Here is a 25,056-nt window from a genome sequence, read left to right on the forward strand (position 1 = left end):
TGGCAGCAAGCTGCAAGCCACAGTCCTCACCTTCAAGCGGAAAAGGCCCTGCGCAGGCCGCTCCGCACGTGGACGGGGGAGCTATTCATCCCTGCCTTCGAGCATGGTGCGCTTGAGAATCACATACAGCGCACCGCAGCCCCCATGCCTTGGCAGGCAGGACGTGAAACCGAGTATCTGCGGATGCTGGCGCAGCCAGGTGTTTACGTGGCTCTTGATCAGCGGGCGCTTGCCGTCCAGTCGGGCGGCCTTGCCGTGGGTCACACGCACGCAGCGGATTTCCAGTCGGGTGGCTTCGGCGAGGAAGTCCCAGAGAATTTCGCGGGCCTTTTCCACCGTCATGCCATGCAGGTCCAGACTGCCTTCGAAAGGAATCTGCCCCGCCTTGAGCTTGCGCATCTGGCCTTCCTGCACACCGTCGCGCGCCCAATAAAGCTCATCCTCGGCGCCGACGTCGATGACGAACTGATCGGACAGGCCGTCTACCTTGATGGCATCGGTGCGCTGAGTGGCATTTTCCCGGCGGTGGGCGATCTGTTGGCGATCGGTCTTGGGTTTGCCCGTCTCGGCCTGGTCCACCTGAATACGGCGCACACCCCGCATTTGCGTTTGGAACAGGGAAAAATCGTCGTCTTGCATGTGACCTCCTGAGGGAGGCAAGTGTAACGGAGACGGTGCCAGATTCAGTCGCGCTTTTTCATCAGATGGGGCGAGAGGCTCAAGCCCTCCTTGAAGCGCAGGCGCTGGCGGCAGCGTCGCCAGATGATGATACCCAAGGCCAGTAGCACCAGTCCGACGATCAGCAAGCCCCAGGCATCGCCGCCGCTGTCGTTGAGCGAGCCCAGTGCAGGAGGCCGGCCCAGCAAGGTGGCGGTGCCAGCCATGGCGAGAAGGATGCCGAAGGCCGCAAACAGGGCGCCGAAGATGCCGCCGAGACGCCAGCTCCAGAGGCGCTGGCGGCGCGGGCGAACACTGTTGGCCGTGAACCTCTCAGAAAATTTCATCCGGTATCGCTCCTGAAAATCCACCAGGCTATGGCCCGTATGCTCCCTGGAGGTTCCCGGCGACGGTCTATTGCGCGGGGCTGCGGCGGTTACATCACCGCTTGGGCATTCGGAACCACCATGGCGAAATTGTCGGCCAGGGCCGCCATTTCCATGCGGTGCAACTGATCCGCGCTCAGCGTGCCACCCTCATTAAGCGGGATGTCGCGAGTAGCGCAGGCTGTGTCCACTAATGTGCAACGATAACCATAGTCCTTGGCCGCTCGCACGGTTGTGCTCACGCTGGAATGGGTCATGAAACCGCAGACGATCAGGTCGAGATGGCCCAGGGCAATCAGCGTGTCATTCAGCTCGGTTCCGGCGAAGGCGTTCGGCAGCCGCTTTTCGACGATCAGCTCGTTAGGCAGTGGGGCGAGTTCGGGAAGAAAGTGGCCGCGGCGGGTTTGCGGATCAAGGAAGCTGCCCGGAGCACCGAGGTGACGAACGAAGACGATGGGCCGGTTCTGGGCGCGGGCTGCGCTCAGCAATCGTGCGATCTCTGCCATTGCCGGCGCCAGCCCCGGCAACGCCAGGACGCCACTGCGGTATTCTTCCTGGGCATCGATGATCAGCAGTGTGGCGGCGCCCAGCATGGCGGGGGCATAGCCACGGCCGCTGAGTTGAAGCATGGTTTGCAGCTGGGACATGACGGAACTCCTGAAACACGATGTGGCACATTGTCGCCGCTTAGGTCGCAGTTGTGAAATGCGGGTAACGGCGCAGTGTGCCGTGATGTCATTTTGACGTCAAAAAGATCAAGGATAGTGGGGCAGTGGCGTCAGGCTTCGGCTAAACTACCGCGCCCATTTTAATCGGAGAAATTGCCGTGACCGCTCTACCCACTCGCCTGCGCAGTTTGCGCGATTATATCCGCTGGGCGGTCAGTCGTTTCCAGGCCGAGAATCTGTTCTTCGGTCATGGCGCCGACAATGCCTGGGATGAGGCGCGGCAGTTGGTGCTCGGCGCTCTGCATTTACCCTATGAAATAGCCGACAGCTATCTGGACTGCCGGTTGGAAGACGAAGAGGGCCAGCTGCTGCATGCGCTGATCCGGCGCCGTATCACTGAGCGTGTTCCGACAGCTTATCTGCTTGGCGAAGCCTGGTTTTACGGCTTGCCCTTCGTGGTCGACGAGCGGGTGCTGATCCCGCGTTCACCCATTGCTGAACTGATCGCGCAGCAGTTCGAACCCTGGTTGCCGGCTGTTCCGACGCGCATTCTGGATCTGTGCACCGGTTCCGGCTGCATTGGCATCGCCTGCGCCACGGCCTTTCCGGAGGCCGAGGTGGTGCTCAGCGATGTGTCGTTTGCGGCCCTGGAAGTGGCCAACCTGAACATCGAACGACACGGCCTGGAAGAGCGGGTCTATACCGTGCAGGGGGACGGTTTCGAGGGGCTGCCCAAACAGCGTTTCGACCTGATCGTCTCCAACCCGCCGTACGTGGATGCCGAAGACTTCGCCGACATGCCCGCTGAATACCACCATGAGCCGGCTCTGGGCCTGGCCTGCGGCGATGATGGCCTGGATCTGGTGCGGCGCATGCTTGCCGAGGCGGCAGACCATTTGACCGAGCAGGGTATTCTCGTGGTCGAAGTGGGCAACAGCCAGGTGCACGTCGAAGCGCTGTACCCCGAAGTGGACTTCACCTGGATGGAGTTTGAATACGGCGGCCACGGCGTGTTCCTGCTCGCCGCCGCGCAATGCCGCGAACACCAGGAATTGTTTCGCAGCCGTTTGCGCGGTTGATCCAAGATCGTACCCGGTACGCAATTTTTTTGGGGGTGGACACCGCTGTGTGCTGTCCACCGAGCGGCGCATGGTGGATGTAAAAAGCGACATCCACCCTACAACATGGCAATCAGCCTGGCGTACCGCTGGCGGGCTGGCCGGGATACGTAGTCGACCCGTGCGTAGGGTGGACAACCGCTGTGTGCTGTTCACCGAAGGGCGCCATGATGGATGTAAAAAAGCGACATCCACCCGCAACTGGCAATCAGCCTGGCGCCCCGCTGGCGGGCTGGCCGGGATATTAGTCGATCCAGTGCGTAGGGTGGACAACCGCTGTGTGTTGTCCACCGAAGGGCGCCATGATGGATGTAAAAAAGCGACATCCACCCGCAACTGGCATCAGCCTGGCGCCCCGCTGGCGGGCTGGCCGGGATATTAGTCGATCCAGTGCGTAGGGTGGACAACCGTTGTGTGTTGTCCACCGAAGGGCGCCTTGGGTGAATGTAAACGCGATATCTACCCTCAACAACTTGAAGCGCAGGCGCGCCTCAGCGCGTCGCGATCCAGATCAGCAGGCCGGCTTGAAACAGGGCGAAGGCCACCAGGCAGGTGACGGTAAAGCGCAGACCGCTATCCTCGCGCTGCAGCCAGGTGATGCGTTCTTCCTGCTTGCGCAGGATGGCGTCCTGATCACGCATCTGCTGGTCGGCTTGCTCCAACATGCTGGCCGCATCGAGGGTATCGATGACCTGCACCTTCTCGGGGTTCCAGTCGGTCAGCAGATTACTCAACCGAGGGGCGTCGAAATGAGCCTTGAGCTGTCCCTCGTCCGGGTACACCACCTCGAAGCCCTGGCCGCGCAGAGCATGGTCGCGACGTAGGCGGGCATCCTCGCTGAGCAGGTTCTTGTTGGGCAGGTCGCCGCCCTGAACCTGGTAATGCGCCCATTTGCCCTGTGCCCAGTCGATGCCCTGGGCGAGCAGAAAGCGGCCCAGGCCACGGTTGGGTGGATCCATTTGCAGCCCGGCGTCAGGTCCGAAGCGGACTTCCTTCTGCTCGTGGTCAACCCAGACATCCAGCTGGTTATGGCCGTCGCGCACCGAATGCCCGGGCAGGTCGACGCGCAGGCGCAGCAGGCTTTCCTTGGGGCTGTTGCGCTCCAGACGGGAATATTGGGCAAAGCGCAGCGGGCGCACGCCTGTGGCGCGATCGACCGGCTGCGGAAACAGGCGGAGCAGGCGATGGGGTACCGGAGCCAGGTTGGCCCAAGGGTGTACCTGCGGCTGTGCCTCTTGCTCAGGGGCTACGGATTCGGGGGGTGTTTCGGTCATCGGGGGGTCCACGGACTGTCTGCCAAGGGGTTATCGGCTGCAATTCCGGTTTCTGCAGTCTGTTATTGCGGATAACTGATGAGTCGCCCACGTTTCACCACCCTGTGCCGACGTCCCAGCAGGAACGCCGCCTACCGTAAACGGCGAATCTCGGTCGCCGCTCAGGTATACTGCCGGCCTTTTTCAAGGCTGATCGCGGAGCTTCCTGCATGTCCGGCAATACCTACGGCAAGCTATTCACCGTCACCACCGCCGGCGAAAGCCACGGCCCGGCGCTGGTCGCCATCGTCGACGGCTGCCCACCGGGGCTGGAGCTGAGTCTGGACGACCTGCAGCGCGATCTGGATCGTCGCAAACCGGGCACCAGCCGGCACACCACCCAGCGCCAGGAAGCCGACGAGGTGGAAATACTCTCGGGGGTATTCGAGGGCAAGACTACCGGCTGCCCGATTGGCCTGCTGATTCGCAACACCGATCAGAAGTCCAAGGACTACTCGGCGATCAAGGATCTGTTCCGCCCGGCCCATGCGGATTACACCTACCACCACAAGTACGGCGTGCGCGATTACCGGGGTGGCGGACGCAGCTCGGCCCGCGAAACCGCCATGCGCGTGGCAGCGGGGGCAATTGCCAAGAAATACCTGGCCACCCTGGGCATTCAGGTGCGTGGCTACATGAGCCAACTGGGCCCTATCGAAATCCCCTTCAAGACCTGGGACAGCGTCGAACAGAACGCCTTCTTCAGCTCTGACCCAGACAAGGTGGCGGAACTGGAGGCCTACATGGACCAGTTGCGCCGCGATCAGGATTCGGTCGGGGCGAAGATAACCGTGGTCGCCGACGGCGTGCCGCCGGGCCTGGGCGAGCCGATCTTCGACCGTCTGGACGCCGAGCTGGCCCATGCGTTGATGAGCATCAACGCCGTCAAGGGAGTGGAAATCGGCGCCGGTTTCGCCAGTGTCGCCCAGCGCGGCACCGAGCACCGGGACGAGCTGACGCCCGAAGGCTTTCTGTCCAACCATGCCGGCGGCATCCTCGGCGGCATCTCCAGCGGCCAGCCGATCATTGCCCACTTGGCGCTCAAGCCCACCTCGAGCATCACCACGCCGGGGCGTTCCATTGATGTGAATGGCAACCCGGTGGACGTAGTGACCAAGGGCCGCCACGACCCCTGTGTCGGAATTCGCGCCACGCCCATCGCCGAGGCGATGATGGCCATCGTGCTGATGGATCATCTGTTGCGGCATCGCGCTCAGAATGCCGATGTGCGAGTGAGCACGCCGGTATTGCCGCAGTTGTGAGTTTCCGTACGTAGGCTGGGTTGAGCGCAGCGATACCCAGCGGCCCCTGTCGGCTATCGCTGCGTTCAACCACCTCGACGTGAATCATGCCTGCCTTACCTTACTGGCGCCTTTCCTCGTTCTACTTCTGCTATTTCGCCCTGTTGGGCGGCACGGCGCCGTTTCTGTCGCTGTACTTCGACCATCTGGGCTTTTCCCCGGCGCGCATTGGTGAGCTGATCGCCATACCCATGCTGATGCGCTTCGTGGCGCCCAACCTGTGGGGTTGGCTGGGCGATGTCACCGGCCAACGCCTGCTTATCGTGCGCCTCGGCGCGCTTTGTACGCTGCTGTCCTTCGCGTTGATTTTCGTGGCCCAGAGTTATGCCTGGCTGGCGCTGGTGATGGCGCTGCATGCGTTCTTCTGGCATGCAGTCTTGCCGCAGTTCGAGGTCATTACCCTGGCGCATTTGCGTGAGCGCTCGGCGCGTTATAGCCAGATCCGCCTGTGGGGCAGCATTGGCTTCATCCTCACCGTGGTGGGTTTGGGCCGGCTGTTCGAGGTGGTCAGCCTGGCGGCATATCCGGTGGCGCTGCTGGTGATCATGGGCGGCATCGTGGTCGCCAGCCTGTGGGTGCCCAACGCCCAGCCCGAGCAACCGGCCGATGCGGCCGGGCAGGGTGGCTTTCTGCGTCAATTGCGTCGACCGGGCGTACTGGCGTTCTTCTGCTGCGTGGCGTTGATGCAGCTGTCCCACGGTCCTTATTACACCTTTCTGAGCATTCACCTCGAGGCGCTCGGCTATACGCGCGGCACCATCGGTCTGCTCTGGGCCCTGGGTGTGGTAGCGGAGATCCTGCTGTTTCTCGGCATGGCGCGGATTCTCGAGCGTTTCTCCCTGCGCCGCGTGCTGATCGCCAGCTTTCTGCTGGCCGCGCTACGCTGGCTGCTGTTGGGTTATCTGGCCGAGCAGCTGGCGATACTGTTGTTCGCGCAGGTACTGCACGCGGCAACGTTCGGCAGTTTTCATGCGGCCGCGATTCATTTTGTGCAGCGCAGCTTCGGCGCGCGCCAACAAGGACAGGGGCAGGCGCTGTATGCCACCTTGTCCGGGGTCGGCGGCGCCTTCGGTGCGCTGTATGCCGGGTACAGCTGGAACAGCCTGGGCGCGGGAATGACCTTCACCCTGGCCAGTCTGGCCGCATTGCTCGCAGCGGGTATCATGGCGGTCCGCTTGCAGGAAACCGCGCCGCATAGCTGACGCGGCGGCCAGATCATTACCGCGGTCGGTGTTATCACCGGCCCGCCGCATTAAAAGAGAGTTCCCATGAGCATTCTGAGCGTTTACGACCAATCCCGCCCCGAGCAGCCCAACAAGGTGCTGACCTATCTTGAGGACATCGTTTCTACTCTCGCCACGGTCGGGGTGCGGGTTGAGCGCTGGGCTGCCAGTGCGCCGCTGCAAGCGGACGCCGGGCAGGACGACGTGATGGCCGCCTACCGCGCTGATCTCGACCGGCTGATTGCGCAAGGCGGCTATGGCAAAGCCGAGATGTTCGCTGTCGATCGGGATACCCCCGAGCAGGACGCCCTGCGTGCCCGCTTGCTGCAAGAGCGCCGCTACGCCGAAGACAAGGCGTTTTTCTTTGTGGCCGGCAGCGGGTTGTTCAACCTGCACATCGGTGACGCGGTATATGCCTTGCTGTGCGAGAAAAACGATCTGCTGGTGGTGCCGGCGGGCACGGCGCACTGGTTCGACATGGGTGAGAATCCCTATTTTATGACGCTGCGGATGTTCAACAATGCCGAAGACGGTACGCCAACCGGCGACGACATCGCCAGCCGTTTTCCAGGTTTTGAAAACTAGCAGGGCGAGCCATTTACAGGGCCAACGCTGCCTGCCGCATCCCTTGCCAGCCTTCCAGTTTCAGCAATAGCGTCTTGCGTTCCAGGCCACCGGAAAAACCGGTGAGGCTGCCGTTGCTGCCGATCACCCGATGACAGGGCTGGATTACTGCGATGGGGTTGGCGCCGTTGGCAGCGCCCACGGCACGCATCGCTTGGGGACTGCCGATGTGCCGTGCCAGTTGGCCGTAGCTCCAGGTCTGGCCGAAGGGAATTTCCAGCAGCGCTTGCCAGACGCTCCGTTGGAATGCGGTGCCCAGCGGTGCCAGGCGCAGGTCGAAACGCTGGCGACGACCGGCGAAATATTCGTCCAACTGCCGGCAGACGTTATCCAATTGCGTTTCAGCCGGCACCCATTGCTCACCGATCACCCAAGGCTCGGTGGGCACATCCATGAGCAATTGGCGTAGCCCAGCCTCATCGCCCACCAGTAGCAAGCGGCCGATGGGGCTTTCCTGATAGCGATAGAACATGTTCAACCTCCTGCGTAACTGTGCCAGAGATGAATCGCAGCATAGGCTCGCCAAGGACGCCAGGCCTCAGCGCGAATTTTCAGTTCCCGCGCACCGATACCGCCTTGCCCCCAGACCGGCGCCTTGAGCAGGCCAAGATCGGCAGCAGGAAAGGCATCCACCGCGCCGAAACCGCGCAGGGCGATGTATTCGGCGGTCCAGGGCCCAATGCCGGGCAGGGCGCAGAGGCGTTCCACCAGCGCGTCGGCGCCGTCCTCGACATGCAGCTCAAGGCTGCCATCGGCCACGGCGGCCGACAGGTGTTGCAAAGCCAGCACCCGCTTGGCAGGCATGCCGATGGCGGAAAGGTCGGCGCTGGCAATCTGTTCCGGCGTTGGGAATAGATACTGGGGCCCCTGAGCGGGCGCATCCGGCAACGGCTCGCCGAGACGCGCCACCAGCCGGCCGGTGATGGTCACCGCCGCCTTTACCGTGACTTGCTGGCCAACGATGGCGCGCACGGCTTGCTCGAACGGGTCGAACGCCGTGGGCAGACGCAGGCCCGGATAACCCGCCACCAGCGGCCCGAGCAATGCATCGGCGGCAAAATGCGCGGCAATGGCCTGCGGGTCGGCATCCAGATCGAACATGCGCCGCACCCGCGTCACCAGTGCCGAACTGATGGTCTGGGCCGAAGGGCTGATGCGTAGCTCCAAAAGGTTTTGCCCGGCCAACGGACTCACCGCCAACCAGCCCGTCACGCCGCCGATACGTATGCTGCGGCAATAGCCGTCGTCGGCGAGGGTTTCCACGCCGGGCAACAGGCGCAGGGCGAAATGGCGCTGGAACTGTTGCCAATCCCAGGGGGCGAGAAAGGGGAGGTGGAGGGTAGTTGCTGCGCTGTTCATGGCTTGAGCATAGAGCGTGCAGAAGAGCTCGGTCGAGCGCTTGAGGTCCGGAGTTTGCTTAAGCTGCGAACCGCTTCAGCAAGGGTGCCAGCGCTTCGCCGTGCGCTTTGGCGAGGCGAATAGCGGGGGGCCGCTTTACCGCTGCGTGCGAGTGCCGGGGAACCTGTGCGGCCATCTTTCGGCCGCCGGCGGTGTCCATCCCGGTGCAGGGGCCGCACCTGCGCTATGTCTGGGATGGCACGGCGATTAGCGAAGTATTCAAGATTTCCCGCGTAGAGGCCTCAAGCCCGACACGCTGTCGCCTGCGGCGGCGACAGCGTGGGCCTGAGTCAGCTGAAGCTTCTTTCTGCCGAGGTGCGTGCCGGTGCGTTGCCCGCCACGTAATAAGCCGCATTGCTGCGCGGCAGCGGTTGGCGGTCGCGAATTTTGTCGGCAATCTTCTCGGCGATCATGATGGTGGTGGCGTTGAGGTTACCGGTGACGATCAGCGGCATGATCGAGGCATCGATCACGCGCAGCCCTTCGAGACCGTGCACGCGGCCCTGACCATCGACCACCGCCATGCCGTCCTCGCCCATCTTGCAGGAGCCGCAGGGGTGGAAGGCGGTTTCGGCGTTATCCCGTACAAAGGCGTCCAGCTCGGCGTCACTCTCGCAATGTGCGCCAGGACTGAGTTCGCGGCCGCGATAGGGATCGAGCGCCGGCTGGTTGATGATCTCGCGGGTGATACGGATGGCATCGCGAAATTCCTGCCAGTCCTGAGCGGTGCTCATGTAGTTGAACAGGATGCTCGGGTGCTGGCGTGGATCTTTCGAGGTGAGCCGTACGCGGCCGCGACTGGGCGAGCGCATGGAGCCGACGTGGGCCTGGAAGCCGTGTTCCTTCACCGCGTTGCTGCCGTTGTAGTTGATCGCCACCGGCAGGAAGTGGAACTGGATGTTCGGCCATTCGAAGTCGGCACGGGTGCGGATGAAACCGCCTGCCTCGAAGTGATTGCTGGCTCCGACGCCATCGCCGGCGAGCAGCCACTGTGCGCCGATGGCCGGCTGGTTCCACCACTGTAGGGCCGGGTAGAGAGAGACCGGCTCCTTGCAGGCGTACTGCAGGTACATCTCCAGGTGATCCTGCAGATTCTCACCCACGCCGGGTAGTTCGTGCACCACTGGAATGTTCAGGTCGCGTAGCAGGTCGGCCGGACCGACGCCGGAGCGTTGCAAGATCTGCGGCGAGGCGATGGCGCCGCCGCACAGCAGCACTTCGCGTCGCGCCCGCGCGCTGATCGGCTGGCGGGCGTTGCCGCGCAAATAACTGACGCCGCTGGCACGCTTGCCGTCGAACAGGATGCGCTCGGTCAGGGCATGGGTGACGATGGTCAGGTTTTTTCGGTCGCGGGCCTGGTCGAGATAGCCGCGCGCGGTGCTGGAGCGCCGGCCGTGGGGCGTCACGGTGCGGTCCATCGGACCGAAGCCTTCCTGCTGGTAGCCGTTGAGGTCCTCGGTGCGCGGGTAACCGGCCTGCACGCCCGCCTCGACCATGGCGTGGAACAGCGGGTTGTTGCCGTTTTTCGGCGTGGTCACGCTGACTGGACCGTCGCCGCCGTGATAGGCATTGGCACCAATGTCACGGGTTTCCGCCTTGCGGAAATACGGCAGGCAATCCAGGTAGCTCCAGTCTGCCAGCCCCGGCAACTGGGCCCAGTGGTCGAAATCCAGGGCGTTGCCGCGGATGTAGCACATGCCGTTGATCAGCGACGAGCCCCCCAGGCCCTTGCCGCGCCCGCATTCCATGCGGCGGTTGTTCATATGCGGCTCGGGGTCGGTTTCGTACGCCCAGTTGTAGCGCTTGCCTTGTAACGGGTAGGCGAGGGCGGCGGGCATTTGCGTGCGAAAGTCCAGGCGATGGTCCGGGCCGCCGGCTTCCAGCAGTAGCACGCTGACGTCGGCATCCTCGGTCAGGCGGGTAGCCAGCACGTTGCCGGCGGACCCTGCGCCGATGATGATGTAGTCGAATTCCATGAAAATCTCCTCCTGCGGAGGGCTGGAAGGCTGGAGGCTGGACGAGCCGAGGCCGCTGTTTCGTCCAGCCTTCAGCCTCCAGCGCTTTTAATCGTCCGTTCAGAAAACCGAGGCAAATTCGCCCAGTTCCACCTGCACCGATTTGATCTGCGTGTAGTGGGCCAAGGTGGCCAGGCCGTTCTCGCGGCCGACGCCGGAATGCTTGTAGCCGCCCACCGGCATCTCGGCGGGGGATTCGCCCCAGGTGTTGATCCAGCAGATCCCGGCCTGCAGGCGGTGGATCAGGCGGTGCGCACGGGCCAGGTCAGGGGTCACCACGCCAGCGGCCAGGCCGTAGTCGGTGGCGTTGGCACGGCGAATGGCTTCCTCTTCGTCGTCGTAGGCGAGCAGGCTGAGCACCGGGCCGAAGATTTCCTCGCGCACGATGCGCATGTCGTCGCGGCAGTCGGTAAAGATCGTCGGCGCCACAAAGGCGCCTTGAGCGCAGGTACCCTCGGTGACGCGCTGGCCGCCGGTCAGCAGGCGTGCGCCTTCCTGGATGCCGCTGTCGATGTAGCCGAGCACCCGCTCCATATGGGCGAAGCTGGCCAGTGGGCCGAAATTGGTGGCTTCGTCCTGCGGATTGCCCAGGCGGATGCGTTGCACACGTTCGAGCAGTTTTTGCTCGAATGCGGCCTGCAGCGTGCGCGGCACAAACACCCGCGTGCCATTGGTGCACACCTGGCCGGAGCTGTAGAAATTGGCCATGACGGCGATGTCGGCGGCGCGGTCGAGGTCGGCGTCGGAGCAAATAATCAACGGCGACTTGCCGCCCAGCTCCAGGGTCACCTCCTTGAGGGAGGAACGGGTGGCGCTGGCGATCACCTGCTTGCCGGTGACGGTGCCGCCGGTGAAGGAAATCTTGGCAATGCCGGGATGCTCGGTCAGCCACTGGCCGACCTCGGCGCCAGGGCCGGTGAGCACGTTGAACACGCCGTCCGGCAGGCCGGCCTCGGTGTAGATCTCGGCCAGCTTGAGCGCACTCAGCGGGGTGATTTCGCTGGGCTTGAAGATCATCGCGTTGCCGGCGGCCAGGGCCGGGGCGGATTTCCAAAGGGCGATCTGGATCGGGTAGTTCCAGGCGCCGATGCCGGCAACTACGCCCAGCGGCTCGCGGCGGGTGTAGACGAAGGAGGTGTCGCGTAGCGGAATCTGCTCGCCTTCGATGGCCGGGATCAGGCCAGCGTAATACTCCAGCACGTCGGCGCCGGTGACGATGTCAACGTAGCGGGTCTCCGACAGCGGCTTGCCGGTGTCCAGGGTTTCCAGCAGGGCCAGTTCATCGTTGCGCTCGCGCAGGATATCCACGGCGCGCCGCAGGATGCGCGAACGCTGCATGGCAGTCATCGCTGCCCAGACCTTTTGGCCCTCGTGAGCGGTAGCCACGGCGCGTTCGACATCCTCGCGGCTGGCGCTCTGTACCTGGGCCAGTACTTCGCCGTTGGCGGGATTGATGGTTTCGAAACGCTGGGCAGACGACGCTGCGACATAGCGACCGCCGATATAAAGCTGTTGTTCGCCGAAGCGGGGCATTAGGGTTCCTCGTGGTTGGGCGTGAGGGGGCGAGCCTGGGTAGGGCGGAGCCAGTTCACTAAACGGCAGTGTTGCCCGCTTGGTGGACAGAAAAAGCGCTGTCCACCCTACGGATACTCACCGACTGGAAGCGAAACTGAAGCGTTAGTTCAGCCACTCGGCGACGCGTTCGGGGTTCTCGGCAACCCAGGCGCTGGCGGCCTTTTTCGGGGTTTCGCCGTTGTCGATGGCGAGCATCACCGCGCCGATTTCCTTGTCGGTCCAGGCAAAGTTCTTCAGGAAGCCGGCGGCTTCGGCAGCCTTGGTTTCCAGGCCTGGGTTGGCCACGGTGTAGACGGTTTCGGCTTCACCGAACACCTGCTGGGGATCCTCCAGGAAGCGCAGGTCCCACTTGGCGAACATCCAGTGCGGAATCCAGCCGGTGACGACGATGGGTTTCTGCTGCTTCTCGGCGCGGGCCAGGGCGATGGTCATGGCCGGGCCGGAGCTGGCCATCAGGTTGAAGTCCAGGTCGTAGGCCTTGATGGCTTCCTCGGTGCGAATCATGATGCCGGCACCGGCATCGATGCCGGTGATCTGCCCCTGGAAGGCCTTCTTGTGCTGATTGAGGTCGGCGATGCTTTGGACGTCGACGTAGTCCGGCACGATCAGGCCGATCTTCGCCCCGGTGTAGTTGGTACCGATCAGGTTGACCTTATCCTTGAGCTTGTCGTAGTAATCGCCATGAGTGGCCGGCAGCCAGGCGGAGAGGGCGGCGTCCAGATCGCCCCGGGCCACGCCTTGCCACATGATGGCGGCTTCTACCGGCTTGAGCTTGACGTTATAACCCAGCTGGCTTTGCAGCACTTCAGCGGCCACGTGGGTGGTGGCGACGCTGTCGGCCCAGCCGTTGACATAGCCGAGGGTCAGGGTGGGTTTGTCGGCGGCCATGGCGCTGGACAGGCCGAAGGCCAGGGCTGCAGTGGCGAGGCTTTTGCCGAGTAGGTTTTTCAATGTACGCATGGTGTGCTCCTTGATTTTGCAGGGGCGCCTTGATTAGAGGCGTCGTCCCTTGGCCGCATGGATGCGGCGCTTCCGTATTGGATTTATGCCGGGGCGTAGGGTGGATGTCGTTTTTTACATCCACCATGGGTACGCGCGAGGTGGACAACGCACAGCGGTTGTCCACCCTACGCAGGGGTTAGAGTCCGAGGTGTTTCTGCACGGCAGCGAGGCCGTCCTGGCCGTCGAAGGTGGTCACGCCGTCCAGCCACTGCTCGAGAATCGCCGGGTTGGCCTTGATCCAGTTCTTGGCAACGACCACCGGGTTCTGCTTTTGCAGCACCTCATCCATCAGTTGGCTTTCGATCTCGACGCTGAACTGCAGGTTGTTGAGTAGCGTGCCCATATTGGGGCAGCGCGCTTCGTAGTCGGTCGGTACGGCGGTGAACACCTTGGCCGCGCCGTGGTCAGGGCCGAATACTTCATCGCCACCGTCCAGGTAGGTGATGTCGAACTGGGTGTTCATCGGGTGCGGCGCCCAGCCGAGGAAAACCACCGGCTTGTTCTGGCGAACGGCGCGCTGGATCTGCACCAGCATGCCGGCCTCGCTGGATTCCACCAGGCGGAAGTCGCCGAGGCCGTACTGGTCACCCTTGATCATCTGTTCAATCAGCAGGTTGCCGTCGTTGCCCGGCTCGATGCCGTAGATGCGCCCGTTCAACTGATCCTTGAAGTGGGCAATGTCCTGAAAGCTCTTTAGGCCGGCTTCGGCGGCGTAAGTCGGCACGGCCAGGGTGTACTTGGCACCGTCCAGGTTGGGCGTGGGCAGGATCTTGATGCCGTCGTTCTTCTGGAACGGTTCGACGATGGCGTCCATCGACGGTGACCAGTAACCGAGGAAGGCGTCGATCTGGCCTTTTTGCACCCCGGTGAAGGCGATGGGCACGGAGGCCATGACCTTCTTCGGCTGGTAGCCCAGGCCCTCGGTAAGGGCCATGGCCACGCCGGTGGTGGCGGCAATGTCCGCCCAGCCGATTTCGGCAAAACGCACCTGTTGGCAACTGGCCGGTTCCTGAGCCCAGGCGGTGGGCATTAGCAGGCTGCTCAGCAGGGCGGCGCCTGCGAGGGTTTTCAAGCAATTCATTTGGTCGTCCCTGGGGTGGGTGAGGTTTTCGCGCTGCTCAGCAGAGCGCACAGTCGGGCATACAGGCTGTCGCTGCGCGTTTGGCGCGGCGTGCCGAAGCTTTCGGTGATGCGGTCGAGAATGATCGCCAGCAACACCACGGCCATGCCGCTTTCAAAGCCCAGGCCGATGTCCAGGCGCTGGATGCTGGCCAGGACGTCGTTGCCCAGGCCGCCGGCGCCGACCATCGAGGCGATGATCACCATCGACAGGGCCATCATGATGGTCTGGTTGACCCCGGCCATGATCGACGGCATGGCATTGGGCAGCTGCACCTTGAACAGCAACTGGCGGCGGTTGCAGCCGAAAGCCTGGCCGGCTTCCACCAGTTCCTTGTTGACCTGGCGGATGCCCAGGTTGGTCAGGCGCACAGCCGGTGGCATGGCAAAGATCACCGTGGCGAAGATGCCCGGCACCCGGCCGAGGCCGAACAGCATGGCGGCCGGAATCAGGTAGACGAAGGCCGGCATGGTCTGCATGAAGTCGAGGATCGGCCGGGTCACGGTGGAGATGCGCTCGCTGCTGGCGGCCCAGATGCCCAGCGGAATACCCACCAGCAGGCTGATCAGCGTGGCGGAAAGGGTCAGGCCGAGGGTAACCAGGGTCTGCTCCCAGAAACCGGTCAGTACGATCAGCGTGAAGGCTACCGCGGTGAACAGGGCAAAACGTGCGCCGATGCGCCACAGCCCGAGGGCAACGAACAGCGCGATCAGCAGCCAGGCCGGCGGGAACATCAGCAACGCTTCGATGCCTTCGGAAAAACCGCTGACCCACTGCCCGGTTTTGTCGAAGGCATCGCCGTAGTTCTCGAGCAGGTGCTCGACGCCGTCGTTGATCCAGCTGCCCAGATCCAGATACTTGTCGCTCATGCCATGCCTCCCTGCAGACGGCTCAGCAGGCGGCCCTTACTGATCGCACCGCAGTACTGCCCAGCCTTGTCGACCACCGGGATCGGTCCCTCGTTGATCACCAACTGTTCGATCACCTGGTCCAGCGGCAGGTCTTCAGGCACCGGCTCGATCTGTTTGAGCACGTCGCCGTGCAGGCGCAGGTGCTTGTCGTCTTCCACCAGTAGGGCGATTTTTTCCAGGCTGATGGAGCCTTGGAAGGTATTGTCTTCATCGACGATGAAGGCGTAGTGCTTGTCCTGCTCTTGCAGTTCGTCGCGCACCTGGATGGCGTTCGGCGCCTTGCCGTTGTGCACGAACAGCGGAACGCTGTCGGCCTTGAGTTGGCCAGCGGTGAGGTAGCGGTTGGTGTCGATGGTGTCGAAGAAGTTGCGCACATAGTCGTTGGCCGGGTGGTCGATCAACTCCTGGGGCGTGCCAACCTGCACCAGCTTGCCGCCTTCCATGATGCCGATGCGCGTACCGATGCGCAGGGCTTCCTCAATGTCATGGGAGACGAAGATGATGGTGCGGCGCTGGGTTTCCTGCAGCTCCAGCAGCACATCCTGCATTTCGCGACGCTTGAGCGGGTCGAGGGCCGAGAACGCCTCGTCCATGAAGATGACCGAGGGATTCACCGCCAGGGCGCGGGCCAGGCCGACGCGCTGCTGCATGCCGCCGGACAATTCCTCAGGAAGCTTGTCGGCGAAGCCGGCAAGGCCGACTTGTTCGAGTACTTCCATGGCGCGCGCTTCGCGTTCCGCGCGGCCGACCTTGGCGATTTCCAGGCCGAACGCGGCATTGTCCAGCACAGTGCGCGAGGGCATCAGGGCGAAGGATTGAAAGACCATGCTCAGGTCGCGGCGACGCAGGTCGATCAATTGTGCGCGAGGCATCTGCGCGACATTCTGGCCATCGATGTAGACGTTGCCGGCGGTGGGCTCGATCAGTCGATTGATCAGCCGGATCAGGGTGGACTTACCCGAGCCGGACAGACCCATGAGCACAAAGATCTCGCCTTCCTCGACGCTGAACGACACATCGTTCACGCCGACGACCGCGCCGGTTTCGGCGAGGATGCGGTCTTTGCTCCAGCCTTTGCCGAGTTGCTCGATGGCTTGTTGGGGATGGTCGCCGAAGACCTTGGTAAGGTTTTCAACGACGATTTTTCCAGTCCGCATGGAATGGTTTCCTTTCTAGCGACAGTTAGCCGTCATCCGCAGCCCGGCGCGTGCCCATGGGCATTCGCCAGGCGAGGGCGACAGGCCTTGCCTATGGAGGGGTGAGACGTAGGGGAATCGGAGAGAGGACCGGTGGACGGTCGTGCGCCGAGGCGGGGTGCCAGCGTGGCGCCGTACTTCGCATTGAGCGAGGACGTAACTGGCGAGTATGCGTATGTGCCGTACCGCACAATGACTCCGAAACCTTTGACAGTGTGTTGAGACTCACTGCGTGGCGGTCAGGCTTCCCGGTACGAGAGGTCGGCGGATTATGCAGGGCTGTAACCCCGGTATATGGGAAACAGCATTGGTTTGATTCCGCACCAGTGCAGTGAATCATTTAACTGCCAGGAGGCGCACGGGCAAAGAATAATAGAACTTCTCTGCCCGTAAGTTGCCCGAAATATCATAGGAATAATCAGGCGGGGCACCACCCGGCAGGATGAAACCTTTTAAACCATAGCAGACTTCATTCCCCCCGGGTCAAGGCTGAAAGTGGCGCCGGCCGTGGTTTTGCGTCTGGTGAATCGGCGTTGGACGCCGTATGGCGGGGGCTGTGGCGCAATCAGAAATATGTAAAATATTTTGGCCAGGATGGATATCGTGGGGGTGATCCCTGCGGGTGTTTTCGCTGGCTAGCCAATGGCTTGCGTGATGGTGTTGGCAGTTTGCGAGTGCCAACAGAGGAAACAATAAATTAAAGGCAACATGAATCTTTAATGCCAGCTCATGAAGAAAGATTACTACCTGGGCGGCATGTTAGTTATTGATTCGAATTTACTTAATGCATGTAAAAACAATGCGCTACGGCGGTCTCGAGGCTGAGCAATCACAATTGCCCGCCGCGTTTTCAATTGAGGCACGGCAGTTGGCAGCGCCTGCCCATCCCGACCAAAGTACCCGCATCTGCAGTTGATCTGTCGACTTGGCCTATGGCACTTTGATGGCTGCTAATGGCCTTTCGCGGCATAGCCGGAAAGGCTGGTACGCAAGCCGCGTCCAATGGATCAAGAATCAGGATGAACGTCATGCAGTACCCCTCCGGCTCGGCGACCACCGGGCTGGTTCTTTCTGGTGGCGGCGCGCGTGCGGCTTATCAGGCCGGGGTGCTGGCCGCGATTGCCGACCTGTTGCCCAATGCAGCGCACAATCCGTTTCCCGTCATCGTCGGCACGTCGGCCGGCGCTATCAATGCGGCGGGTCTGGCCAGTGGCGCCCTGCATTTCGGTGAGGCGACCCGGCGAATCTCTGAGGTGTGGCGCAGCTTCCATTGCGACCATATCTACCGCACGGACTGGCCAGGCTTGTTGCGTCAGGCATCGCGCTTTATCGGCTGTAATCTGCTCGGGCTCGGACCGGACGTGCCAGTGGCCTTGCTCGACAGTTCGCCTCTGCGCGCCTTGCTGGAGCGTGAGCTGGATTGCAGCGGGATTGCCGCCGCCATCCGCCTGCGTCGTCTGCGGGCGGTGGCGGTCACGGCGTTCAGCTATGACTCGGGCCAAGCGGTGACGTTTTATCAGGGACAGGCGGCGATCGATCCCTGGCTGCGCCATCGTCGCATCGGGATACCAACCCGGCTGGGGGTGGAGCATCTGCTGGCCAGCTCGGCGATTCCACTGGTGTTCCCGCCGGTCTGGCTGAGCCGCGAATACTATGGCGATGGCGCGGTACGTCAGGCCGCTCCCATCAGTCCTGCGCTGCACCTGGGGGCAACGCGAGCGCTGGTTATCGGTGTCAGCGACCCTGCACATGACGACTTGCCGGCGGTTCGCGGGCGCAACAACCCGCCGAGTCTGGCGCGTATCGGCGCTCATCTGCTTAACAGCACCTTCGTCGATAACCTGGAAACCGACCTCGAACTGCTCGAACGGCTCAACCTGATCAGTAGGTCCCTCCCTGAAACGCGGCAAGCACGCCAACTCGGTCTGCAGCCGGTGGAGGTGCTGGTGATCAACCCCAGCGAGTCGCTGGACCGAATCGCCACGCGCCATCGCCACTCACTGCCGCGCTCGCTGCGGACATTCCTGCGCGGCCCCGGCGCCACCAAGGTCAGTGGCGCCGGCGTGTTGAGTTACCTGCTGTTCGAGCCGGAATACTGTAACGAGCTGATCGAGCTGGGCTACAAGGACGCCATGGCGCGCCGCGAGGCACTGGTGGACTTCCTGGGCCTGAGTACGCTGCAGCCAGCCGAGGCGTTGGCGTGATGCGGTCACGCAACGGCGTGGGGGGGACGCGTTTCGTAGGGGCGAATTCCATTCGCCTGGCACCGAGCCTTCAAGCAGTCTCGGAGCTGCACCTAACCAAGCGGCCGACACCTTGATGTAGGTCACAGCGGATTCATGGCCTGGAAATAATGCGCCAGGCGAATGAATTCGCCCCTACAGGTTTCGTGCAGGGCTGGGCTATTGAGCGATCTCGTCGCTCTAGCGAGGAGCCTTAGGCGCCCAGCAGCGAGTCGTCTACCTTACTGCGTTTTCTCGGCGATCCAGATGGTGTGGCGGGTGCCGCGATTGCCGTGGGCGTAGACCTGTACTTCCTCCGCCTTGAAGCCGGCTTTCTTCAAACGTTCGGCGAAGGGGCGGTCGGCACTGGCCGACCACACGGCAAGGATGCCCTTGGGGCGTAGCGCGCGGGCGCAGGCCTGCAAGCCGGCCAGGGAATACAGCCAGGTATTGGCCCGCTGGGTCAGGCCCTCGGGGCCGTTGTCAACATCCAGCAAGATGGCATCGAAGCCTTGTGGCTCGTCCTGCAGGACTTTGGCGACGTCTTCATTGAGCACGCTGGCGCGAGGGTCGCGCATCGGGTAACCGGATTTTTCGCCCAGCGCGCCACGGTTCCACTCGATGACCCCGGGCACCAGTTCCGCCACCACCACTTCACCATTCTTGCCCAGGTGCTTGAGCGCGGAGGCAAGGGTGAAGCCCATGCCCAGACCGCCGATCAGCACCCGTGGCGCCAGGCGCGCGGCGATTTTCTTGCAGGGAATCTCGGCCAAGGCGTCTTCCGAGCCGTGCATGCGCGTGTTCATCAACTGACCGCCACTGCCGCCCTGGATCTTGATGACGAAATCCTCACCGTACTCGAACAGGCACAGGGCGCCGCCGTTGTTGGGGATCGGGGCGGTGTCGAGCAGGACAAAACGTTTCATGGGGGATCTCGGAGCAGGGCCGACCGGGCGAAGGCTGAGGAGTGTACCGGCCTCGGCCCGGAATGCTAATGAACCTCGTGTGGCGTGCATGTCACGCAAACACGTTCCCGACTCCCTGGCTAAGCTTCAGGCAGGCATCGCCATGGCTGCCAGGAGCTCCCCCATGATCAATGTGCAGGTTTACCGTTACAACGCCGAACGCGATGCTGCGCCTTATATGCAGTCATTGGAGGTGCCCGACGAGTTCCGTCCGCGCATGGTGCTGGACGTGCTGGAGTACCTGCACGAACAGGATGTCTCACTGGCATACCGCCGTTCCTGTCGGGAGGGTGTCTGCGGCTCGGATGGCATGAACATCAATGGCAAGAACCGTTTGGCCTGCATCAGTCCGGTGGCGGACGTGCTGGAGGCGGGCGACAGTCTGGTGATCCGGCCATTGCCGGGAATGCCGGTGATCCGCGATCTGGTAGTCGACCTGAGTCTGTTCTTCAAGCAGTACGAGCGGGTTCACCCCTGGCTGATCAATGACGATCCGGCCCCCGCCATCGAGCGCCTGCAATCGCCTGCCGACCGGGCCAAGCTCGACGGCCTGTACGAGTGCATCCTCTGCGCCTGCTGCACCTCGCAATGCCCGTCCTGGTGGTGGAATCCGGAGGATTACATTGGCCCGGCCGGCTTGCTGCAAGCCTGGCGTTTCATCGTCGACAGCCGTGACCAGGCCACGGCCGAACGGCTGCAACGGCTGGACGACCCGTTCAGCCTGTTCCGCTGTCGCAGCATTGGCAACTGCAGCTGGGTGTGCCCCAAGGGATTGAATCCCATGGGTGCCATCGGTCATATCCGTCGCGAGTTGTTCCGTTCGGGCACCTGATCTGCCTTTACCGCACCTGGAGCAGTTCGCTGTGGCCGACAGGCCGCTGGCGGGGGCTCGTTTGGCCCTATGCACTTTTCTCTAAACGAGAGCGACGCCTTCAGGTACACGCGTTGTGCTGCCATCTGTCGTGTTGGAGCTCGTTCAGCCAAGTGCATTTGTGCCGCTATCGCCCGAGCGCAGGGGTGCGGCATTCGGCCGCTGTAAGTGAAATGCGCGGAGCGGCTTGATCAAGGTCAAGGAGTGCAGGAGGGCAGGCTCACTACCATGCAGGCGTAAATCTCTCGTACTAGAAGTTTGATAAGCCCATGAGTAGTGTGCATTTTTCGGTAACAGGCAGGTCGTTCCCAAGCGCCTGCTGGCTGGTCTTCCTGATGATTCTGAGCCTGGCAATGATGCCGAGCGTGCAGGCCAAGGAATACGGCGGGCTGGAACGACAGCGCATGGAACTGGTGTTTCCCGGATTGACCGACGTGTCCGAGCCAGCCGGCGACTATCAGGTGCAGACTCTCACGCAGGGCGACGACATTCTCGGTTACGCTTTCCAGAGCATCAACGTCGTCAATATCCCTGCTTATTCCGGCAAGCCGATCAATTTGCAGGTCATCCTCGACCCTCAGGGGGTGATCCGCGATGCCTACATGCTCGAACACCACGAGCCCATCGTTCTGATCGGCATCCCCGAGCAGAAGATTCACGATTTCAACGCCACCTACACCGACATCAATGTCCAGCAGCGGGTCGTTGTCGGTCGCTCCAGTGACAAGAGCGCGGTCACCGTCGATGCCGTGACCGGCGCCACCGTAACGGTGATGGTGATCAACGAAGCGGTGATGCGTTCCGCCCATGCGGTGGCCGTGTCCCTGGGCCTGGTCGAGGACGTGGCCGGCGCGACGCAGAAACCGGCACTCGTGCGCGAGGATGTCTACCAGCCGGCCAACTGGAGCGAGCTCACAGGCAACGGTGCGATTCGCCGCATGCTGCTAACCCGCGGTGATATCGACGAGGCGTTCAAGGGCAGCGAAGCCGAGGGCATCGACGAGGCCACTGCAGAACAGGTAGGCGACACCTTCGTCGACCTCTATGTCACCCATCTGAATCCGCCCACCATCGGTCGCAACCTGCTGGGCGATAACCAGTACCGTTTCCTGATGGAAGATCTCAAGCCTGGCGAGCATGCCATTGCCGTGCTGGGCAACGGTGAGTACTCCTTCAAGGGCTCGGGCTACGTACGTGGCGGGATCTTCGATCGCATCCAGTTGCGTCAATTCGGCGACATCATCAGCTTCCGCGACCTGGATTTCATCCGCCTCTCCGACGTGTATGCCGCTGGCATACCGGACTTCTACGAGATGGCGATCTTCATCATCCGCGACCAGTACCGCTTCGATCCGGGCTCGGCCTGGAACCTGGAGCTGCTGGTGCGCCGTCAGATCGGTCCGGTGGAGAGCATCTTCACCAGCTTCGAGCTGCCCTACCAGATGCCCGAGCAATACATTGAGCGGCCGCAACCGACCGCCGAAGAGTTGGCCGCCATCGAGGAAGCCAACCGGCCGCTGTGGGTCAACATCTGGTACCAGAAAAGCTTCCAGGTCGGCGTGCTGCTGGCCGCGCTGGGCCTGCTGACCGTCATCCTGTTCCTGCAGGACAGCTTCACCAAGAAGCCGCAGTTCCTGCACTGGCTGCGCCGTGGCTACCTGCTGTTCACCGTACTGTTCATCGGCTGGTACTGCCTGGGGCAACTGTCGGTGGTCAACGTGCTGACCTTCGTCCACGCGCTGTTCCAGGACTTCCGCTGGGAGCTGTTCCTCACCGACCCGATCATTTTCATTCTCTGGGTGTTCACCGCCGCCAGCATCCTGCTCTGGGGCCGGGGCGTGTTCTGCGGCTGGCTGTGCCCGTTCGGAGCACTGCAGGAGCTGCTCAACGAGCTGGCGCGCAAGATCAAGATTCCTCAGTACGAACTGCCCTTTGCCCTGCATGAGCGGCTATGGGCGATCAAGTACATCGTGTTGCTGGTGCTGTTCGGCATCTCCCTGGAATCCATGATGCTGGCCGAAAAGGCTGCTGAGGTGGAACCGTTCAAGACGGCGATCACGCTGAAGTTCGACCGTCAGTGGTGGTTCGTGCTCTACGTGGTGGTCCTGCTGGTGGTCAACCTGTTCACCCGCAAGGTCTATTGCCGCTACATCTGCCCGCTGGGCGCGGCGCTATCGATCAGCAGCAAGGTGCGCCTGTTCGACTGGCTCAAGCGCCGCAAGGAATGTGGCAACCCCTGCCAGCTGTGCGCGAAGGAATGCGAGATCCAGGCGATCCACCCAGACGGGCACATCAACCACAACGAGTGCCACTACTGCCTCGATTGCCAGATGACCTACCACAACGACACCAAATGTCCGCCGCTGATCAACAAGCGCAAGAAGCGCGGCAAGAAAGCGCCGGACAGCCCCGAGTTGATACCTGCTGTGCAAGTCGTTGAACCCTGAGCCTGGCCTGACGGCGCAAGGCGAACAGACAGTAATGTTGTCCCTAAGGAGCAAAACCCATGAGTGACAAGAAAAACGAAACGGAAGTGAAGAACGGCCTCAGCCGTCGCGGCTTCCTCGGCGCCAGTGCGCTGACCGGTGCGGCCGTCGCCGCCACGGCGATGGGCACCAGCGTGATGAGCCGCGAAACCTGGGCCGCTGCGGCCAAGGAAGCGAAGAACAAGGCCCACGTCGGCCCTGGCGAACTGGATGAGTACTACGGCTTCTGGTCGGGCGGTCACCAGGGTGAAGTGCGCGTGCTGGGCATCCCCTCGATGCGCGAGCTGATGCGTATTCCGGTGTTCAACGTCGACTCCGCCACCGGTTGGGGCCTGACCAACGAGAGCAAGCGCGTCCTCGGCGACAGCGCCAAGTTCCAGAACGGCGACTGCCACCACCCGCACATCTCGATGACCGACGGCAAGTACGACGGCAAGTACCTGTTCATCAACGACAAGGCCAACACCCGCGTCGCGCGTATCCGTCTGGACGTGATGAAGACGGACAAGATCACCACCATCCCCAACGTCCAGGCCATCCACGGCCTGCGTCTGCAGAAGGTGCCGCACACCAAGTACGTGTTCTGCAACGGTGAGTTTTTCATTCCGCACCCGAACGACGGCTCCAGCTTCGATCTCTCCGCCGACAACAGCTTCACCTGCTTCAGCGCGGTGGACGCCGAAACCATGCAAGTGGCCTGGCAGGTTATCGTCGACGGCAACCTGGACAACCTCGACGCCGACTACACCGGTCGTTTCGCCGCCGCCACCTGCTACAACTCCGAGCGCGCCCTGGACCTGGGCGGCACCATGCGCAACGAGCGTGACTGGGTCGTGGTGTTCGACGTGCATGCCATCGACAAGGCCGTCAAAGAGAAGAAGTTCGTCATGATGGACGGCGTGCCGGTGGTCGACGGCCGTAAGAAAGACGGCAAGAACAGCCCCTTTACCCGCTACATCCCGGTGCCGAAGAACCCGCACGGTTGCAACACCTCGCCGGACGGCAAGTACTTCATCGCCAACGGCAAGCTGTCGCCAACCTGTACCGTAATCGCCATCGCCAAGCTGCCCGACCTGTTCGCCGGCAAGCTGAAGGACGAACGTGACACCGTGGTAGCCGAGCCGGAACTGGGCCTCGGCCCGCTGCACACCACCTTCGACGGCCGTGGCAACGCTTACACCACGCTGTTCATCGACAGCCAACTGGTCAAGTGGAACATTGACGAGGCGATCCGCGCCTACAAGGGCGAGAAGGTCAATTACATCAAGCAGAAGCTGGACGTGCACTACCAGCCAGGCCATAACCATGCGTCGCTGACCGAAACCAGCGAAGCCGATGGCAAGTGGGTGGTGGTGCTGTCCAAGTTCTCCAAGGACCGTTTCCTGCCCACCGGTCCGCTGCACCCGGAGAACGACCAGTTGATCGACATCTCCGGCGACGTGATGAAGCTGGTGCACGACGGCCCCACCTTCGCCGAACCGCACGACTGCATCATGGCCCGTCGCGACCAGATCAAGACCAAGAAGATCTGGGACCGCAACGACCCCTTCTTCGCAGGCACTGTGGCAATGGCCAAGAAGGACGGGATCAACCTGGAGACCGACAACAAGGTCATCCGCGACGGCAAGAAGGTCCGGGTGTACATGACCTCCATGGCTCCGTCCTTCGGCATCACCGATTTCACCGTCAAACAAGGCGATGAAGTCACCGTGACCATCACCAACATCGACCAGATCGAAGACGTGTCCCACGGCTTCGTGATGGTCAACCACGGTGTGAGCATGGAAATCAGCCCGCAGCAGACCTCGTCCATCACCTTCACGGCCGATAAGCCCGGGGTGTTCTGGTACTACTGCAGCTGGTTCTGCCATGCCCTGCACATGGAGATGATGGGCCGCATGATGGTTGAAAAGGCCTAACGGCTGAGTAGCGAGTGCGTGCGGAACGGATCTCTCCGAACCGCCCGGCTCGCACCGTGTACGCAACTGGCGATCCCCGATGATCG

The 25,056-nt window shown here is 62.4% G+C and carries 21 protein-coding genes; 8 read left to right on the top strand and 13 right to left on the bottom strand.

The window, feature by feature from the left end:
- Nucleotides 1-81: 81 nt before the first annotated feature.
- The 3 genes from H9642_RS14825 to H9642_RS14835 form a co-directional block, all read right to left on the bottom strand.
- Nucleotides 82-639: a Smr/MutS family protein gene (locus tag H9642_RS14825; RefSeq protein WP_251837237.1), complete on the bottom strand. Its 558-nt coding sequence runs from the start codon at nucleotides 637-639 to the stop codon at nucleotides 82-84.
- Between the two features lie 44 nt (nucleotides 640-683).
- Nucleotides 684-1,004 (bottom strand): hypothetical protein, encoded by a 321-nt coding sequence (locus tag H9642_RS14830; RefSeq protein ID WP_251837238.1) that lies wholly within the window; start codon nucleotides 1,002-1,004, stop codon nucleotides 684-686.
- Nucleotides 1,005-1,093: 89 nt separating this feature from the next.
- On the bottom strand, nucleotides 1,094-1,690 hold the full coding sequence (locus H9642_RS14835) for a cysteine hydrolase family protein (protein ID WP_251837239.1): 597 nt from the start codon (nucleotides 1,688-1,690) through the stop codon (nucleotides 1,094-1,096).
- 179 nt (nucleotides 1,691-1,869) lie between these two features.
- On the opposite strand from H9642_RS14835, the gene prmB reads away from it, so the two are divergent.
- Nucleotides 1,870-2,790, top strand: a complete 921-nt coding sequence (gene prmB / locus H9642_RS14840) for a 50S ribosomal protein L3 N(5)-glutamine methyltransferase (RefSeq protein WP_251837240.1) — start codon at nucleotides 1,870-1,872, stop codon at nucleotides 2,788-2,790.
- A gap of 530 nt (nucleotides 2,791-3,320) precedes the next feature.
- On the opposite strand, the gene H9642_RS14845 is transcribed toward prmB, so the two are convergent.
- On the bottom strand, nucleotides 3,321-4,103 hold the full coding sequence (locus H9642_RS14845; protein WP_251837241.1) for a hypothetical protein: 783 nt from the start codon (nucleotides 4,101-4,103) through the stop codon (nucleotides 3,321-3,323).
- A 209-nt stretch (nucleotides 4,104-4,312) separates the two neighbouring features.
- On the opposite strand from H9642_RS14845, the gene aroC reads away from it, so the two are divergent.
- The 3 genes from aroC to H9642_RS14860 all read left to right on the top strand — a co-directional run bounded on the left by aroC (nucleotide 4,313) and on the right by H9642_RS14860 (nucleotide 7,251).
- A complete protein-coding gene (aroC, locus tag H9642_RS14850; protein ID WP_251837242.1) occupies nucleotides 4,313-5,404 on the top strand; it encodes a chorismate synthase in 1,092 nt (363 codons plus the stop codon).
- A gap of 83 nt (nucleotides 5,405-5,487) precedes the next feature.
- Nucleotides 5,488-6,645, top strand: coding sequence for an MFS transporter (locus H9642_RS14855; RefSeq protein WP_251837295.1), 1,158 nt, complete (start codon nucleotides 5,488-5,490; stop codon nucleotides 6,643-6,645).
- Between the two features lie 66 nt (nucleotides 6,646-6,711).
- Entirely contained in the window at nucleotides 6,712-7,251 is a 540-nt protein-coding gene (locus H9642_RS14860) for a 1,2-dihydroxy-3-keto-5-methylthiopentene dioxygenase (RefSeq protein WP_251837243.1), read from the top strand.
- Between the two features lie 13 nt (nucleotides 7,252-7,264).
- On the opposite strand, the gene H9642_RS14865 is transcribed toward H9642_RS14860, so the two are convergent.
- The 8 genes from H9642_RS14865 to H9642_RS14900 form a co-directional block, all read right to left on the bottom strand.
- Nucleotides 7,265-7,762, bottom strand: coding sequence for a methylated-DNA--[protein]-cysteine S-methyltransferase (locus H9642_RS14865; RefSeq protein ID WP_251837244.1), 498 nt, complete (start codon nucleotides 7,760-7,762; stop codon nucleotides 7,265-7,267).
- Between the two features lie 2 nt (nucleotides 7,763-7,764).
- Entirely contained in the window at nucleotides 7,765-8,649 is an 885-nt protein-coding gene (locus H9642_RS14870) for a DNA-3-methyladenine glycosylase family protein (RefSeq protein ID WP_251837245.1), read from the bottom strand.
- A gap of 329 nt (nucleotides 8,650-8,978) precedes the next feature.
- The gene (gene betA / locus H9642_RS14875; RefSeq protein WP_251837296.1) at nucleotides 8,979-10,670 is read right to left on the bottom strand and encodes a choline dehydrogenase; all 1,692 of its coding nucleotides are present in this window, start codon (nucleotides 10,668-10,670) and stop codon (nucleotides 8,979-8,981) included.
- Between the two features lie 93 nt (nucleotides 10,671-10,763).
- The gene (gene betB / locus H9642_RS14880; RefSeq protein WP_251837246.1) at nucleotides 10,764-12,236 is read right to left on the bottom strand and encodes a betaine-aldehyde dehydrogenase; all 1,473 of its coding nucleotides are present in this window, start codon (nucleotides 12,234-12,236) and stop codon (nucleotides 10,764-10,766) included.
- 144 nt (nucleotides 12,237-12,380) lie between these two features.
- Nucleotides 12,381-13,238 (bottom strand): glycine betaine ABC transporter substrate-binding protein, encoded by an 858-nt coding sequence (locus tag H9642_RS14885; RefSeq protein ID WP_251837247.1) that lies wholly within the window; start codon nucleotides 13,236-13,238, stop codon nucleotides 12,381-12,383.
- Nucleotides 13,239-13,416: 178 nt separating this feature from the next.
- A complete protein-coding gene (gene choX / locus H9642_RS14890; protein WP_251837248.1) occupies nucleotides 13,417-14,361 on the bottom strand; it encodes a choline ABC transporter substrate-binding protein in 945 nt (314 codons plus the stop codon).
- Nucleotides 14,358-15,269, bottom strand: coding sequence for an ABC transporter permease (locus H9642_RS14895; RefSeq protein ID WP_251837249.1), 912 nt, complete (start codon nucleotides 15,267-15,269; stop codon nucleotides 14,358-14,360). The genes choX and H9642_RS14895 overlap by 4 nt, the downstream gene beginning before the upstream one ends.
- Entirely contained in the window at nucleotides 15,266-16,468 is a 1,203-nt protein-coding gene (locus H9642_RS14900) for a quaternary amine ABC transporter ATP-binding protein (protein ID WP_251837250.1), read from the bottom strand. The genes H9642_RS14895 and H9642_RS14900 overlap by 4 nt, the downstream gene beginning before the upstream one ends.
- A 1,058-nt stretch (nucleotides 16,469-17,526) precedes the next feature.
- Here H9642_RS14900 and H9642_RS14905 point away from each other — a divergent pair.
- Nucleotides 17,527-18,711 carry a patatin-like phospholipase family protein gene (locus tag H9642_RS14905; RefSeq protein ID WP_433962712.1) on the top strand — a complete coding sequence of 395 codons (1,185 nt, stop codon included), beginning with the start codon at nucleotides 17,527-17,529 and terminating at the stop codon, nucleotides 18,709-18,711.
- A gap of 260 nt (nucleotides 18,712-18,971) precedes the next feature.
- On the opposite strand, the gene H9642_RS14910 is transcribed toward H9642_RS14905, so the two are convergent.
- Entirely contained in the window at nucleotides 18,972-19,655 is a 684-nt protein-coding gene (locus H9642_RS14910; RefSeq protein ID WP_251837252.1) for a spermidine synthase, read from the bottom strand.
- 163 nt (nucleotides 19,656-19,818) lie between these two features.
- Here H9642_RS14910 and H9642_RS14915 point away from each other — a divergent pair, with 163 nt between their 5' ends.
- The 3 genes from H9642_RS14915 (at nucleotide 19,819) to nosZ (ending at nucleotide 24,970) form a co-directional block, all read left to right on the top strand.
- The gene (locus tag H9642_RS14915; RefSeq protein WP_251837253.1) at nucleotides 19,819-20,526 is read left to right on the top strand and encodes a succinate dehydrogenase iron-sulfur subunit; all 708 of its coding nucleotides are present in this window, start codon (nucleotides 19,819-19,821) and stop codon (nucleotides 20,524-20,526) included.
- Between the two features lie 308 nt (nucleotides 20,527-20,834).
- Nucleotides 20,835-23,012 carry a transcriptional regulator NosR gene (gene nosR, locus H9642_RS14920; protein WP_251837254.1) on the top strand — a complete coding sequence of 726 codons (2,178 nt, stop codon included), beginning with the start codon at nucleotides 20,835-20,837 and terminating at the stop codon, nucleotides 23,010-23,012.
- A gap of 59 nt (nucleotides 23,013-23,071) precedes the next feature.
- Nucleotides 23,072-24,970 (top strand): TAT-dependent nitrous-oxide reductase, encoded by a 1,899-nt coding sequence (gene nosZ / locus H9642_RS14925; protein WP_251837255.1) that lies wholly within the window; start codon nucleotides 23,072-23,074, stop codon nucleotides 24,968-24,970.
- Nucleotides 24,971-25,056 lie beyond the last annotated feature (86 nt).

Source organism: Serpens gallinarum (genome assembly GCF_014836765.1).
In the GTDB taxonomy this organism is placed as follows: Bacteria; Pseudomonadota; Gammaproteobacteria; order Pseudomonadales; family Pseudomonadaceae; genus Serpens; species Serpens gallinarum.